Source organism: Bifidobacterium sp. SO1, assembly GCF_018555335.1.
Taxonomy (GTDB): domain Bacteria; phylum Actinomycetota; class Actinomycetes; order Actinomycetales; family Bifidobacteriaceae; genus Bifidobacterium; species Bifidobacterium simiiventris.
The window spans coordinates 25136-39897 of record NZ_JAFEJR010000004.1; the positions used below are offsets into that span (position 1 = coordinate 25136).

13 protein-coding genes are annotated in these 14762 nt (G+C 62.4%); 3 read left to right on the forward strand and 10 right to left on the reverse strand.

The genetic code is table 11. From position 1 onward, the window contains the following. The first annotated feature begins 40 nt into the window (after positions 1-40). Positions 41-2188, forward strand: coding sequence for a glycogen debranching protein GlgX (gene glgX, locus JS541_RS04820; protein ID WP_214373361.1), 2148 nt, complete (start codon positions 41-43; stop codon positions 2186-2188). Between the two features lie 458 nt (positions 2189-2646). Further along, on the forward strand, positions 2647-3138 hold the full coding sequence (locus tag JS541_RS04825; protein WP_214373362.1) for a hypothetical protein: 492 nt from the start codon (positions 2647-2649) through the stop codon (positions 3136-3138). A 151-nt stretch (positions 3139-3289) separates the two neighbouring features. Here the strand turns inward: JS541_RS04825 and JS541_RS04830 are convergent, their stop codons facing one another. Genes JS541_RS04830 through JS541_RS04855 form a run of 6 tightly spaced genes read right to left on the reverse strand, consistent with a single transcriptional unit; the run spans position 3290 to position 6426 of the window. Further along, positions 3290-3754, reverse strand: coding sequence for a hypothetical protein (locus JS541_RS04830; protein ID WP_214373363.1), 465 nt, complete (start codon positions 3752-3754; stop codon positions 3290-3292). Positions 3755-3767: 13 nt separating this feature from the next. After that, positions 3768-4520, reverse strand: coding sequence for an N-acetylmuramoyl-L-alanine amidase (locus JS541_RS04835; RefSeq protein WP_214373364.1), 753 nt, complete (start codon positions 4518-4520; stop codon positions 3768-3770). 9 nt (positions 4521-4529) lie between these two features. Continuing rightward, positions 4530-4967 carry a hypothetical protein gene (locus JS541_RS04840; protein ID WP_240539248.1) on the reverse strand — a complete coding sequence of 146 codons (438 nt, stop codon included), beginning with the start codon at positions 4965-4967 and terminating at the stop codon, positions 4530-4532. A gap of 23 nt (positions 4968-4990) precedes the next feature. After that, on the reverse strand, positions 4991-5503 hold the full coding sequence (locus JS541_RS04845) for a hypothetical protein (protein WP_214373365.1): 513 nt from the start codon (positions 5501-5503) through the stop codon (positions 4991-4993). Positions 5504-5540: 37 nt separating this feature from the next. Beyond that, complete coding sequence (locus tag JS541_RS04850; RefSeq protein ID WP_214373366.1) at positions 5541-6008, reverse strand: VCBS domain-containing protein; 468 nt, start codon at positions 6006-6008, stop codon at positions 5541-5543. Positions 6009-6036: 28 nt separating this feature from the next. Further along, a complete protein-coding gene (locus JS541_RS04855; protein ID WP_214373367.1) occupies positions 6037-6426 on the reverse strand; it encodes a hypothetical protein in 390 nt (129 codons plus the stop codon). Positions 6427-6665: 239 nt separating this feature from the next. Here JS541_RS04855 and JS541_RS04860 point away from each other — a divergent pair, with 239 nt between their 5' ends. Next, the gene (locus tag JS541_RS04860) at positions 6666-6932 is read left to right on the forward strand and encodes a hypothetical protein (RefSeq protein WP_214373368.1); all 267 of its coding nucleotides are present in this window, start codon (positions 6666-6668) and stop codon (positions 6930-6932) included. Positions 6933-7091: 159 nt separating this feature from the next. On the opposite strand, the gene JS541_RS04865 is transcribed toward JS541_RS04860, so the two are convergent. The 4 genes from JS541_RS04865 to JS541_RS04880 are packed head-to-tail and all read right to left on the reverse strand — an operon-like array spanning position 7092 to position 14757. Next, positions 7092-7238 carry a hypothetical protein gene (locus tag JS541_RS04865; RefSeq protein ID WP_214373369.1) on the reverse strand — a complete coding sequence of 49 codons (147 nt, stop codon included), beginning with the start codon at positions 7236-7238 and terminating at the stop codon, positions 7092-7094. Next, on the reverse strand, positions 7235-7534 hold the full coding sequence (locus JS541_RS04870) for a hypothetical protein (RefSeq protein WP_214373370.1): 300 nt from the start codon (positions 7532-7534) through the stop codon (positions 7235-7237). Before JS541_RS04870 ends, JS541_RS04865 begins: the two co-directional genes overlap by 4 nt. Before the next feature lie 20 nt (positions 7535-7554). After that, positions 7555-13896, reverse strand: coding sequence for a hypothetical protein (locus JS541_RS04875; RefSeq protein WP_214373535.1), 6342 nt, complete (start codon positions 13894-13896; stop codon positions 7555-7557). A gap of 39 nt (positions 13897-13935) precedes the next feature. Beyond that, positions 13936-14757, reverse strand: coding sequence for a hypothetical protein (locus JS541_RS04880; RefSeq protein ID WP_214373371.1), 822 nt, complete (start codon positions 14755-14757; stop codon positions 13936-13938). Positions 14758-14762: the final 5 nt, after the last annotated feature.

Consider the following 14762-nt stretch of genomic DNA (forward strand, 5'->3'; position numbering starts at 1 on the left):
AGTGTCGGCAAACTTCACGGTGAGGTGAGATACTGTACCTATGCAGATCAGACCAGGTTTGATGTACCCGCTCGGCGCCAGCTACGACGGCGCCGGCGTGAATTTCGCACTGTTCTCCCAAGTCGCCAGCAAAGTCGAGTTGTGTCTGTTCGATGACGACGACAACGAGACGCGTATCGAGATGACCGAGCAGAACTCGTACGTGTGGCACAACTACATTCCCGGACTCCAGCCCGGCCAACGCTACGGCTACCGCGTCTACGGGCCGTACGATCCGAATCAGGGTCTGCGATGCAACCCGAGCAAGCTGCTGCTCGACCCGTACGCCAAAGCCATCGAAGGCAACATCGACGGCGACGAAAGCCTGTTCTCCTACTGGTTCGACTCGCCCGGCGACGTCACCAAACGCAACGACCTCGACTCGGCCGGCCACACGATGAAATCCGTCGTCGTCAACCCGTACTTCGACTGGAGCAACGACCAGCATCCGCACATCCCGTACCACGACTCGGTCATCTACGAGACGCACGTGCGGGGTTTGACGAACCTCAACAAAGACGTGCCGCCGGACATCCGCGGCACCTACGCCGGCCTCGCATACCCGACCGTCATCGAATACCTCAAGAAGCTCGGCGTGACCGCCATCGAACTCATGCCGATCCACCAGTTCGTCAACGATTCGTTCCTGCAGGAAAAGGGTCTGTCGAACTACTGGGGATACAACACGATCGGCTTCTTCGCCCCGCACAACGCGTACTCGTCCTCCGGCGAACGCGGCCAGCAGGTCAACGAGTTCAAGTCGATGGTCAAGGCCTACCACCGCGCCGGCATGGAGGTCATCCTCGACGTGGTCTACAACCACACCGCCGAAGGCAACCACATGGGCCCGACCCTGAGCTTCAAGGGCATCGACAACCAGGCGTACTACCGTCTCGTCGACAACGACCAGCGGCACTACTTCGACACCACCGGCACCGGCAACTCGCTACTCATGCGCTCGCCGCACGCGCTGCGTCTCATCACCGACTCGCTGCGCTACTGGGTGTCCGAAATGCACGTCGACGGCTTCCGATTCGATCTGGCCGCCACGCTCGCCCGCCAGTTCCAGGAGGTCGATAAGCTGTCCGCGTTCTTCGACATCGTCGAACAGGACCCGATCATCAGCCGCGTCAAGCTCATCGCCGAACCGTGGGATCTCGGCTCGGGCGGCTATCAGGTCGGCGGCTTCCCGTCCAGCTGGTCCGAATGGAACGGCCGTTACCGCGACTGCGTGCGCGACTTCTGGCGCTCGCAGCCGTCCACGTTGCCCGAGTTCGCGTCGCGCCTCATGGGCAGCTCCGACCTGTACCAGATGAACGGACGCCGACCGGTCGCATCCGTGAACTTCATCACCGCGCACGACGGCTTCACCATGAACGACCTCGTCAGCTACAACGAGAAGCACAACGAGGCCAACGGCGAAGGCAACCGCGACGGCGAATCCAACAACCGTTCGTGGAACTGCGGCGTGGAAGGCCCGACCACGATCCCGGACGTGCTCGACCTGCGCGAGCGGCAGATGCGCAACATGTTCGCCACGCTGCTCGTCAGCCAGGGCATCCCGATGATCTGCGGCGGCGACGAGGTGGCGCGTACCCAGCAGGGCAACAACAACGCGTACTGCCAGGACAACGAGATCTCGTGGACAAACTGGGATCTGAACGATTCGCAGAAGGATCTGTTCGAGTTCGTCTCGAAGCTCATCCATCTGCGTCTCGAGCACCCGGTGCTGCACCGTCGTCGTTTCTTCTCCGGCCGCGAGCAGGGGGATTCTCCCGACAAGCTGCCGCAGGTCGAATGGTTCGACCACACCGGTTCGATCATGGACATGGAGGACTGGCAGAACACGCACGCGTTCTCGGTGATGATCTACCTCAACGGCTCGAACATCCCCGAAATGGACTACTACGGCAACCAGCTCGTCGACAATGACTTCATCCTTATCTTCAACGCGCACTACGAGCCGATCATGTTCACGCTGCCCGACGAGAAGTACGGGCGCAAGTGGCAGCTCATCGTGGACACGCACAACCCGAAGGGGCCGGAGCTGAGCTATGAGGCCGGGTTCGTGATCACCGCGCAGTCGCGCAGCTTCCTGCTCTTGAAGAGCGCGAAGGATCCGCGCAAGCAGCAGAACCACTTGTTCTAGTTGAGCGATGATGCATCGCAGTGGAAGCCCTTGCTGGGAACGTAGTTATTGCAAGGGCTTTCACTGTTTTCGAGCTTGGCTGTCTTGTTGTGGAATGTTGTGATTAGCAGTTATTAGCAACAAACTTGCTGGTCGGTTTGCGGAATAGTTCAGCGTGTCTTGTCCGGCTTCGTCGGTGAAGTCGTCTTGCATAGAGAGCATGTGTCGCGAGCGAAAAATCGCGGATCGCTTTTAGTTAGCTATTCAAGTAAAACAGTTTGAGTAGAATTCTTGTATGTTCACGTCTGCGTGTTATCAGTCAGTCTCATTGCCGCGTTACTGTCTAGTTGTACTGTCGTGTGATTCAGTAGTATCATGAGGGTGATAATAGTAAAGCCCTGTGGCGTTCCAGCACCACAGGGCGGTTGAAACCCCTGACAGAGTTCCACTCCCAGATTAGATCTAGGCGTGGAGGAAAGATGACGGACGAGATGGGCTACCGGAACATCGACCGCGTGTACGAGCTCTCGCAGCAAGGCAGACTGTCCAAGGAGAGCGGCGGCACCCTGACCCTTGATCTTCTCGCCTTATCCATGATGACGTACATGGCGCGTAAGGCCATTGACAAAGAGGATCGCAAGGCCATCGCCGAAGGCAAGCCCTACTGGTGCTACTGGGGTGGCTGGGACAGCATGGCTGCGACGATAGGTATGGTGCTGCCGACCGACGAACAACGGGAGCATGCGTTCGAGGACGAATCGGTCGCAGATGCAATATCCGCACGGCAGCTCACCGCTAGGAACCGGTTGAGTCGTACCGCCAAGTTCCTCAAGGAACGCGGTTGTATCAAGATGCTCAAAGCGCCGGTGACATTCGCTCGCGAGAATGCGATATGGCTGCTGAGGCTAGGAGAGACCGAGGAGGAGAACGCCACGGCCGAGGCGTGGGCTAGGAAGTGTCTGAACCTGTAAAACAATTCAAAGCCCCTCACTCTCCCGATGTGGGGAGGGTGAGGGGCTTGTGGCTCAAAACTTTGCCGGTAGAGACCGGTGATGATTGATCGTTGCCGGCGGTTTACTCCCGCTTTCCACGGCGGGCCTACCCGATTGGGTAAGACTTTGTTTACTGTCCGATACTGGACTTGGGCACGCTGCCCATGCCGAGCTTGATGAGCCACTGGTTGACCGCGGGAATCGCCATGACACGCGACAGCGCGCCCGCGATGGCGGTCACGGTCGCGGCCATGCCGGCCAACGTGACGTACAGTGAACCGGACGGGTCAAGGCCGAGCGCCTGCACGATCTGCGGTACAACGGGCGCGGCGATGATGAAACCGACAAGCACCTGCATGATGGTGCGGATCACTCGCTGTCCCTTGTACCAGATGTCCTGCACCGCCTGCTCGTTGCCGGTCAGATCGGACAGGATACTGATGATCTCCTCGTCGGTCAACGGTTCAAGACCGAGCGTGGTCATGGTGTCGGCGGTGATGCCGTCGGTGTCGAGCGTGGCGGTCTGGCTGGCGTCGCTGATCTTGGCGAGTTGGGCGGCGTTCATGCCATTGCCGGTAGTGGTGTCTGCTGTCATGATACGTTCTCCTTTAGTTGTTGACGGCCTGCTGGAATCGGGTGAACCAAGGTGCTTTCTTGCTGCCGAGCTTGAACACCGGGATCGTGATGCCGCACTGTTTCGCGACCTGTTTGATCGCGGTGACCTGATCCGGGTGGGTGAGATTGTGCAGTCTGGTTCCGTCGAACCAGACAAGACGACTTTCGTCGTTGGGCTGGATGATCGCCTGCATGGCGTCGTCTCCTTCCGTAATCGTGTTGGTATTGGTCGTGGTATTAGTGGTGGCCGCTCCGAGTAACTGGTTGGCACGGTCGAGAATCCGCTGTACAGGCAGGGGATTGTCCACGGCGCGGTCGGGACATCCCGCATGATCGGTGCCGGGGATCTCGCGATGCAGGTAGATGTTGCCGTTCAACCCGTCATGCCAGAGTTTCTTCCACCCGTACCTGCGGGCGATGTCCGCGCACAATTGGGCCGACGCCTCGATCTCCGCCTCGGTGACCGCGATTCCCCTGAGTCCGCCCGCATGCTCGATCGTGACGCCAGAACAGTCGGACGCCATGTTCGCGTCCGCCCACGAACCGTTCGCCTCGGACACCCACTGGTAGATCGTCCCGTCCGAACCGACCCCGTAATGGGAAGCGGCACGGAAGTCCGCGCGTCTGAAGCACGTGTCCGTGCCCGCCAACGTGCCGACCATGATGTGCAGGGTGATGTGATCCACCGTGTACCCGTTACGCCCGTCGTAATGGTTCGGCGAGCCACGCCAAGTGACTGTTACCATTCGTTCTCCTTAGTCGGTGTGGTGTGTTTTCGTATAATCCCAGTCGCAGGTCTTCAAACGCTGCTCGTAGTCCGAGGTGAGCCATTCGTGGCGCGCGTGGCCCAAACCGTTGCCGCCGAGCCGAAGGTATTCCTGTCCGGCCTCCAACTGGCGTTCGTGCTGGGTGCGCGACGTGGTGTGCGCGAACAGTTCCAGTCGGAGCACGTCCAGTCGGATCGCGCGCCGATCCCGTTCGGATTGTTCGAGCCGCTGATAGTCGCGGTCGAGCTTGCGTTCCACGTCCTTGAGGATCGGACTGTCCGCCAACGCGGCGTCCAGATCCTCACGGGTCAGCACATGCTCACGCCGGTCGACCCGGTTGAGCAGCCACGTCACGAACGTCACGCCCACGCCGCCCGACAGGATCGACACAAGCACCGTCGCCCACACGGGCATTACATCAGTCAAAACATGATTCCTTTCCTCTCCGTTCAGTCGAGCGGCATCGTGTCCCCGGTGAACGACGTCAGCCCCAGCTTCTGCAATGCCTGCCAGTCGGCGGCCGTGCCGAGGAACATGCTGCTCCAGTTGACGTTCACGTTGGTTTTCGCGGGCGTGAAGAACAGGAGTTGGAGTTTGGTCGCGTCGGCCGGCATGGTGATCTGCATGCTGGTCGTGTTGCTCCCGTCCTTGAGCGCGGGCCCGTTCTTCAGCCATGTCCACGAGCCGCCGGCCTTGCGGCTGTTGGCGATGATCCACTGGCCCTTGGCTGGCGGGGCGGCCGTACCGCCGTAGCCGAGGTACGCGTTCGCGTGGAATTCGAGCTGACGGCCCGCCAGCATGGGGTTGTCGATCTCGCAGGTCGCGAATCCTCCCGTGTCGCTCGTGCTCACGAGCACGATCTGGACGCGGGCGAGATCCGTCGATAATGTGCATCCGTCGGAGACCGGCCATTTCGACGCGCCGGTAAGACCGGGATCCGGGAACAGGTTGGTGATGATCATGCGACCACCATCCAATCCATGCGGCGGAGCACACGGGTCAGGCGTTCAGCCCCCCCAATGGCATCGTGTCTCCGTCGAACCACGGGAGGTCGGGCAGCAGTGCGCTGACCGCCGTCCAGTCGTCGGGCGAGTAGATGGCGATGTACCGTAGGGTGACGGTCTGCGTCTTGTTCAACCGCAGGCCGAACGGGTAGTCGTTGGTGATGCATTTGCCGGCGATCCACCGGACGCCGTTCCTTTCCCCGTGGGCCAGCGGCGTTCCCGCCTCGATGCCGGTGGTGGCCGTCTCGTCGGCCGAGTCCACCGTGAAGGCGAGCACGATGACGTCGCCGGCCGTGAGCTTGCCGGTCTGGACGACGGCGAAGTCCGTGCCCTTGTACTGGTACGTGTAGTGGCCGTCACCGGTTTTGGTGACGGTCATGGTGCCGCCGGTCTTGGAGTCGCTCACGTATGTCGGGCGCTGCGTCGCGGCGCGCGTGTCGGTGGCCTTGTTGGTGATGATCATGCGGCCACCTCCCACCGGGAGGCGACCGCTAGTTCAACGGCATGGTGTCGCCGTTGAACGTGTCCTTGGGCAGTTTGAGCGTCTGCAGGATAGTCCAGTCGGCGCTCGTGCACACGCACAGGTTGTCCGCTTTCCAGTACTTGCCGTCGTTCAGGCAGGTGAACGTGATCGAATCCGTATCCGACTGGGGTGTGATGGTCCAGATGTTCGCCTTGGGGATCCCCGCCTCCGTGACGGTCGTCCCGCCGCACGAGATCGTGAAGCCCTTGGCCTCCGCGTCCGTCCAGGTCTTCCACACGCTCACGCGCAGGACAAGTTCCGTGCCGGCGGTGACCGGGCTGATCCTGAAGGTCGTGCCCTCGCTGTTGAATCCGGTGAAGCTCTTCGGAGACAATGCGATGTTGCGAATGTACGTCATGCGGCCAGCCCCCATTCAAGAGAGCCGACGCGAACCAGAACGTGAGAGCGGCGGCTAGGCCATCCCCCCCTAATGGCATGAGATCACCGTACAGACAACCGGGATTATCGGTCCATTTCGACCATGCGGCGTATTCGTCCGCGGTCATGATCATGAGGTTGGTGACGCTGATCGTCTCGTCCACGGCCTTCGGCGTGCTGGCGACGGCTTTGATCGACGTGTAACCGGAGGATGGCGCCGTGAACGGGATCGCGAGCTTCTGGGTGCCGGTCTTGGCTCCGCCGCCTCGGGCGAGTTCCGCCCATTTGCCGTCCGCCGTGGTCATGCCGATGATGATCGGCGAACCGTTGCGCAACGCGGTCGCGGTCTTCAAAAACACGTCGCACAACAGGACGAGGCTTGTGGACGGGGCCTTCACGACCCACTCGTGGATGCTGATCTCGGCCTGCGCGCCCTGCGTGTCCTTGCCGGTCACGTTGAACCCGTATTTGCCCGTCGTCGCGTAGCTGACGGCCGACACGACGCCGTTGCCGGCCGAAATGCCGGGTAGTTTCACGGTCTTCGGATCGCACCAGTAATTGTGGTACAACACGATTCGTCTCCTTTCAAGGTATGAAAAAAGCCACCCCGCGAACGGGATGGCTTCATGACGTGAGGGAACCGGCTTACTGCTTGTCGGGCTTCTCGAGCTTGGAAAGACGCCGGTCGCGGTCGGCGAGCTGTGCTTTGAGGATGCTGTTCTCGACCGTGAGGTTCGCGATCTTCAATCCGAGATCGTTGATCAGATCGGCCTGCTCGTAATCGGCGTTCATTTGGCGTCTCCTTCGATCGGATCGGATGTGACGGTCAGGATACCGTCGATGGACACGAGGTCGCCCACGGTGACGGTTTTGGACGTGTTGGTGCGCGTGTCCTCGAACGTGACCGTTTCGCCGTCGGCCGGGACGCGGGCGAGGAGCATGCGTTCCGTGTCGCGCCAGATCTCCTCGGACTGGTCGGGCTGATAGTCGAAGTTCAGTCCGAGACTGATGAGACGCCCCTTCACGCTGTCGATGGCGGGACGCAGGTCGAGCGTCTGCGTTTCCGGAATGGTGGTTTCGTCTGTCATGATGTTCCTTTCCTGCTGGGTTAGAATGCGATCCACCGGACGGTCACGGCCTGTTTGCCAGTCTCCCAGCCGTCCGTGTCGTTGCGGGCGAGACGGATGGTGCAGCCGGTGTCGGTGATGTTGGTGACGACCGGGTGGAAGTGGATGCCGTTCTCGTTGGCCATGCTGACCACGACCGTCGGCACGTATCCGCAGTTGTGGTTGAAGCTGAAGTAGCCTTTCTCCGAGTTGCCGGCCGCGGTTCCGCTGCGGGGCGTGAACTTCTTCCCGTTGAGGGTGGCGACGTGCAGTCCGTCCGATTTGAACTGCATGTTCGTGCCCTGCACGTAGAAGTCGAGCTGCGTGTCGGTGAGCTTGACGTACGTGTTGCTGTCGTATGTCATGTACATCGCGGCGTTGGTCGCCTGGAAACTGTGACCGTTGCGGATCAGCGCCGCATACGTGCCGTTCATGTCGACTCGGCTCGTGTCGGTCGAACTGGTGCCGACCATGAGCTGGCAGTAGTCCGATCCGATCTGCAACGCGGTGTTCGCGGTCCTCAACTGCAGGCCGAACCCCTTCTGCGTGGCGGACAGGACGCTCGTGTAGTTGCCGAACTTCATCCACGTCTTGCCGTCCTCGCTCAGGAACGAGCTGTCCTGTTTCGCACTGACGAACTTCGCGCCCGTGACCGTGCCGCCGCTGATCGCCGCGCCGCTGATCGTGCTGCCCGATACGAGGCTGCCCTTGATCGAGATCGCGCCGGTCGACGTGTTGATCCACAGCGTGCTGTTGCCGGCAGCGTCCTTGACCTGCATGTGGTCGTCGGTGATTGTGAACCGTCCGTTCGTGGTCGTGAACGAACCGCCCTTGATCGTCGCGCCGGTGATCGTGCTGCCGGACACGAGACTGCCTTTGATGGCGACGGCGCCGCTGCTCGCGTTGATCCAGAACGTCGTGTTCCCGGATGCGTCCTTGGCGGCGATGCCCGAATCGTTGATCACGATCCTCTGGTTCGTGGTCTGGATCTTGCCGCCGGTGATCGTGGAACCGGTGATCGTCGATCCCGTGATCGTGCTGCCGGAGGTAAGACTGCCCTTCATGCTCACGGATCCGTCCGACGCCTGCAACACGAACGTGTTCGTCCCGCTCGCGTTCTTCAGCACCATGCCGGAGTCGGTGAGCGTGAGCCTGCCGTTCGTGGTCTTGACGGCAGCGCCGGTGATGGTGCCGCCTGTGACGTTCGGCGCGGTGATGGTGCCGTTCGCGAGGACGCCGCCGTTCGCTTTCAGGTTGCCGTTCACGTCGAGCGTGAACTTCACGGTGCCGGACGCGTCGTAGCCGACCAATCCGCCCGACGTGAGCTTGACGCCCCTGTTCGCGGTCGCGGTGGTCTGGATCGTGGAGCCGGTCACGGTCACGCCCGACAGGCTTCCCCCGGACATGACCGGCCCCTTGAGCGTGACCGACCCGTCCGCACTGTTCATGGTCAGGGTCGCGGCTCCCGACGTGTTCTTGAGCGTGAGCCCGGAATCGTTGATCAGAAGCCGGCCGTTCGTGGATTGGAACACACTGCCCTTGATCGTGCTGCCCGAGATCGTGCCCTTGACGGTCAACGATCCGGTCGTGCTGTCGTACGAGAGCTTGTCGCCCAACGTCATGCCGGCCTGGTTGATCGTCAGATACCGTGTGCCGTCCGTTTTGAGTCCGCGGATCTCCGCGCCCTCGACCACGCCGCCCTTGATCGTGCTGCCGCTGATCACGGCGCTCGACATGATGGGCGCGTCCATCGTCAGACGCCACTTGTCGGCCAACGTGGTCAGGCGGGACGGTGAATTGTTCGCCTCTCCCTCCCATTCGGTGTAGAAGTCGGCGAGCAGCGAAACGGAATTGTTCTCTTCGCCAGCCCACCTGGTCCACAGTCCGATCGGAGCCCACGTGAGAACCGGCTTGCCCTCGCCGTCCGTGAACACCAGCCCGTCGTCCGAAATGTCGACGTGCTTGCCGGCGGTCTGGAAACTGGAGCCGGTGATCGCCGTGCCTGTGATCGTGCTGCCCGCGTTGATCGCGCCGGTGACCGACACCCTGCCGGTGGCGGCGTCCACGGCGAACGTGGGATCGCCGTTCGCGTCATAGCCGGCCAGTCCCTTGTCGGTGAGCTTGACGCCCCGGTTCGCGGTCGCGGTGGTCTGCACCAGCGCGCCCGTGATGGTCGTGCCGGTGATCGACCCGCCCGACACGATCGGCCCCTTCACGGTGACCGACCCGTCCGACGATTTCATCGCCATGGTCACGCCGCCGGAAGCGTCCTTGAGCGTGAGCCCGTCGTCGTTGATCAGCAGACGGTTGTTCGTGGTCACGAACTTGCCGCCCTGCACGGTCGTGCCGGACAGGAGGTTGCCTTTGATCTTCGTCGCGTCGATCGATTCCGCGGCGATCTTCTCCGCGTTGACCGCGCCGGCCTTGATCTTGTCGGCCGTCACGCTGTTCGCGGCCAACGCTTCGGACACGATCGAGTTGGCGGTCATATGCCCAGCGTTGATCGACTTGGCGGCGATCTTCACGGCGGTGACCGCGTTCGCGGCCAAGGCGTTCGTGGTGACGCTGTTCGCGGCGAGCTTGTCGGCGGTGATCGCGCCGACCGCGATCTTCGCGGCCGTGACGGCCAATGCGGCCAGTTTCTCGGTCGTGACCGCGTTCGCGCTGATCTTCTCCGCGATCACCGAACCGACAGCCAGTTTCGCGGCCGTGACGGCCAACGCGCTGATCTTCTCGGTGGTAACCGCGTTCGCGGTGATGTTCGAGGCGAGCACGCTGTTCGCGGCCAGTTTGCCCGCGGTGATCGCGGCCGCGGCGATCTTGTCGGAGACGATCGACCCGGCGGCGAGCTTGTCGGTGGTGATGCTGTTCGCGGCCATGTTGTCCGCGACGACGCTGCCTGTGGCGAGGATGTTCGCCGCCACCAGATTGATCTGGTTCCACCGTTCCCCGTCGTACACGTTGGCGTCCACGATACGGCTCGACAACGTGGACAACCATGAGGGGCTGTTGTTCGCCGCGCCCTCCCAACCGGTGTAGAAGTCGGCGAGGATGCTGACGGAATTGTTCTTCTCGCCGGCCCAACGCGTCCAATACGCTTGGGTGCGGTACCACAGGTCGCCCTGTCTGACCGTCACGTCCTTCAACGTGGTCGGATCGTCGGGCCCCGTGTACACGTTGTGCATGCCGTCGAGGCTCGTGCCGACGCTGTTGGCTTTGTCCAACGCCTTCTGGGCGGTCGAGCTCGCCGCCGTGATGTCCGTGCGGTTCTTCTCGATCGCCGCGCTGTTGGCCGCGACCTGCTTGCTGGCCGTCGCAAGATCGCTGTTGGCCTTGTCCAACGCGGTCTTGTTCGCGGCGATGTCCTTCTGCGCTTGGACGATGGTCTTGTTCGCTTCGGTCAGACCGGTCTTGTTCGCCGCGATGTCGGTCTTGGCCTGGCTCAGATCCTTCTGCGCTTGGGCGAGATCTGTTTTCGCCTTGTCGAGCGTCTTGTTGGTTTCCGTGATGGTCTGATCGAGTTCGGCCTGTTTCCGTTCGTTGTCCTCGAGCGACTGCTTGACCGAATCCATGTCGGCGTTCGTCAGTTCCAACCATTGCGAGCCGTTCCACCGGTACGTGCCGATGACGCGCGTGGACAGCGGGGTCAGCCATGACGGGCTGTTGTCCGCCTCTCCTTCCCAACCGGTGTAGAAGTCGGCGAGCAGCGAAACGGAATTGTTCTCTTTCCCCTGCCAACGGGTCCAGTATTTCTGTGTGCGGTTCCACAGGTCGCCGTCCTTCAACGTGACGCCTTCCAACGTGGAGGGGTCGTCGGGGCCCGTGTACACCTGATGCAGGCCGTCGACGGCAAGCCCGACCTTGTTGGCCTTGTCCAACGCCTTGTCGGCGGTGGAGGTCGCGGCGGCGATGTCCTTCCGCGCTTGGGAGACCGTGGCGTCGACCTCGGCCGCGTGCTTGTTGATCGCGGTGATGCTGTCCTTGTTCGCCGTGATCTGCCTGCCCGCTTCGGTCAGGGTCGCGGCGGTCTGGTCGATGGTCTTCTGTTGGGCGGCGTCCACGGCCTTCAGATCGGTTATCTGCTGCGCGTTCGTCTCGGCCGCGTTCTTGGCCGCGTCGGCCTGTTTCTGCGCGTTCGAGATCGCCTGCCCGTGCTGCGAGATGGTTTTCTGCGCTGCGGCCAGCGCGTTGTTGGCCGCGTCGATCTGCTTCTGCTGGGCGGTGTTCGCGTCCGAATTGGCCTGAACCTTCTGATTCGTTGCGGTCAGGGAGTCGCGGATGGTCTGGTCGGCCTTCTCCGCCTCGGTCTTGTTCGCCGCGATCGCCGTGCTGTTGGCCGTGACCTTCTTGTCCACGACGGCGACCTGCGCGGCCGCGTCCTTCTTCGCTTCGGCGAGGATCCTGTCCGCGGACGCGTCCAGCTCCTCCTGTGTGACCGCGGGCACGACCGTGATGCTCGCCCCCGCACCCCAATCGGACTTGTTGTCGGAACGGTCCACGCTCCTGAGTGCGAACCAGTAGGTCTTGCCGACCTCCAGACCGGTGACGATGCAATGCCCGTCGCCCATGATCATGTCACGGTACGTCCAGTTCGTCGGCCCGTTCGACATGCCGACCTCGCAATGGTCGAAATCGGCCTCCATTCCGCCGTTGACGTTGTTCTTCCCGTCCCAGCGCACGTCCACCGTGCCCAGCGAGGACGAGAGGATCGGCTTCGACGGGACGGACGGGGGAGTGACGTCGGCCTCGGTACGTACGACCACGGTCTTCGACCATTCTCCCGGCCTGTCGGAATACGTGGGGATCGCACGCACGCGGAACCCGTATTCGACGCCGCATTCGAGATTCGTGATGCCGAGCGTCGAGCCTCCCGCATCGGCGGCGGGCGCAGCATCCATGACATTGACTGCCGCGGCCTGCGCGTCGGTCTCGCCGCCGAACTGCCACGGGGCTCCGGCGATGTTCTTCCGATATTCGACCCTATAGCCCTTGACGTCGATGGCCGTGTCGTCGGTCGCCTGATCGACCGGATCGGCTATGACGCGCGCCAACGCGACCGCGTTCCCGTCCTCGGCGATGTACGCGTCGGTCGTGACCGTCACGGACACGGGAGCCTTCGCTACCCTGTGATCCTTCTCCGGAGCTGGGATGCCGTTGCCGGTGCCGCCCGCGACCGCGCCGCCAAGCATGCCGGTGACCTTGCGCGCGTTCGTGACGGAACGGTTGTACACCTTGTCGTTCAGCACCGCGTTGATCTTGTACCGGCCCGAATCCGAGGACACCTGGTTCGCGTCCATGCTGATCGTGACCTGCTTGACCTGCACCTTCTCGCCGACGCCGTACGTCGGCGCGGTGATCCAGTCGCCTTGACGCCAGTCGATCAACGGCAGATAGTCCACGTTGCCGCTCAGGATGCTGCGCGTGTACTCGCCGCGCACGCGCGACGCGGAATCCAATGTGCCCTGCAGGTAGGCGGCGGCGCTGGCCGCATCGGAAACGCCCTGCTGCGACAGGTACAATTCCCACTTGCCCCACGGGGTCGGCGCGGTCGGATTATCCTGCGTGAACGCCTTCTGGTTGTCGCCCCTGACGAGGATGTGCGAGGCGACCGATTCGATGCTTTCCTGCGCGGGCGCGTCGACCACGTCCCTCATCGGCACGCGGATCGAAGACATGTCGCGCGACAGGGCCGCGGAACCATGGTTGTAGACGCGCAGCTCACGCTGGTAGAAGCACCAGTCGCACAGGAAGTTGTCCGACATGTTCTGCAGGACGGTGTACATGCTCACGCCCGGTTCGAACGCGAGCGTGAGCCGGTCCTTCCACGGCTGGCCCGCACTGTCCTTCGCCGTGTCGAACACGCAGTTGACCGGCACGCCGCCGCGCTTGAAGTTCTCGTCCATCATCGTGCGCAGGATCAGACCGACCGTCGCGTTGCGGAACACGCGCTTGCCCTTGTTGTCGCCCTTCTGCTCGAGCACGTTCAGGTTCAGCATGAGCGCCTTGTTCAACAGCCACCCGTACGAGGGGCAGGTCAGCTTCACCGTGTCCGACAGGTCGAGCGCGTCCGTGTCCGCCTGGATGCGAATGTACCGGCCGTTGACCATCTCATGCCAACTGGTCGGCTCCGTGTCGTCGCACACCTCCAACGCGAGCTCCAAGCCCGCGCCGAGCGCACGGTCGAGCAGATACCCGTTGATCGCCTTCCGCGAATAGGTGAGCGACAGGCTCCCGTTGCCGTCATGCAGCAGGGTCGCGTCGAACTGGATCGGCTGGGGAAGGAACCCCAACGCCGGCCCGTTCGGCTCGTACACACGGAAACGGACACCGAGATTCTTGCCCATCAGATCCTCTTTTCAACTCTCAGCAAACACCCATGCGGGCTACCACCACGTCTTGCGCACATGCGCGAACACCCAGCCGCTCACACCGTCCGCGGCCACGCCCATCCTGTAGATGTCCTGCGCGTCGGGCCAGCATTGCAGCAACCCCTGCGACGGATAGTCCAGACCGTTCGAAACGTCCGTGCCCGACAGGGTCCACGCCTCGTTGTTCTCGCTGCGCCACGCGCGCATGCGCAGCGGGTCGATGAACAGGCTCGCCTCCTGCGCCTGCCCGGTCCACGCGATGCCCGAATGGGTCACGTGGTCGGTGATGATCACGCGGGTCGCGTGGCCCGGCACACGGAACACCATGTCCGTCAACGGCGCGTCCGACAGGCTCCCGTCCGTCGACTGCGGCGTCCACACCGGGGACGTGGTGCCGATCTGCAGCTTCTGGTCGTAGTATTCGGCCGAATGCCACCACACCTCGATCATCGCGAACTGCGCGGTGAAACTGACCAGCCCGTTCGGATCCGACGTGTCGTCGTCCACGACCAGACTGACCAGTTCGACCTTCGTATGCTGTTCGACGCCGTTCCTGACCCGTGTCATGGTCAGTTCCGGCATGGCGCACAGGCGCATGATCCTCGACGACTCCTCGTACACCTTCGGATGGAACGCGTCCACCTTCAACGTGATCGTCCGCTCGTCGTACACGGGCAGCACTCCCAAGTCCAGCGTGCCGTTGATGCCGGGCATCGTCGTCACCGTACGGCGGCGCGTGATGCCCGGCAGCAGGGAGGAGCCTGTGACGACCAGACAGTTCTCGCTGTCCAGGGGGACGCCGGCCAGCCGGTACGACATGGTCGAGAAGGCCGTCATGGTCC

Bases quoted from the DNA above. Each gene is read 5' to 3' on its own strand.
- JS541_RS04850 (WP_214373366.1), bottom strand. From the start codon at position 6,008: ATGATCATCACCAACAAGGCCACCGACACGCGCGCCGCGACGCAGCGC.
- JS541_RS04880 (WP_214373371.1), bottom strand. From the start codon at position 14,757: ATGACGGCCTTCTCGACCATGTCGTACCGGCTGGCCGGCGTCCCCCTG.
- JS541_RS04870 (WP_214373370.1), bottom strand. From the start codon at position 7,534: ATGACAGACGAAACCACCATTCCGGAAACGCAGACGCTCGACCTGCGT.
- JS541_RS04855 (WP_214373367.1), bottom strand. From the start codon at position 6,426: ATGACGTACATTCGCAACATCGCATTGTCTCCGAAGAGCTTCACCGGA.
- glgX (WP_214373361.1), top strand. From the start codon at position 41: ATGCAGATCAGACCAGGTTTGATGTACCCGCTCGGCGCCAGCTACGAC.
- JS541_RS04875 (WP_214373535.1), bottom strand. From the start codon at position 13,896: ATGGGCAAGAATCTCGGTGTCCGTTTCCGTGTGTACGAGCCGAACGGG.
- JS541_RS04835 (WP_214373364.1), bottom strand. From the start codon at position 4,520: ATGGTAACAGTCACTTGGCGTGGCTCGCCGAACCATTACGACGGGCGT.
- JS541_RS04825 (WP_214373362.1), top strand. From the start codon at position 2,647: ATGACGGACGAGATGGGCTACCGGAACATCGACCGCGTGTACGAGCTC.
- JS541_RS04865 (WP_214373369.1), bottom strand. From the start codon at position 7,238: ATGAACGCCGATTACGAGCAGGCCGATCTGATCAACGATCTCGGATTG.
- JS541_RS04830 (WP_214373363.1), bottom strand. From the start codon at position 3,754: ATGACAGCAGACACCACTACCGGCAATGGCATGAACGCCGCCCAACTC.
- JS541_RS04845 (WP_214373365.1), bottom strand. From the start codon at position 5,503: ATGATCATCACCAACCTGTTCCCGGATCCCGGTCTTACCGGCGCGTCG.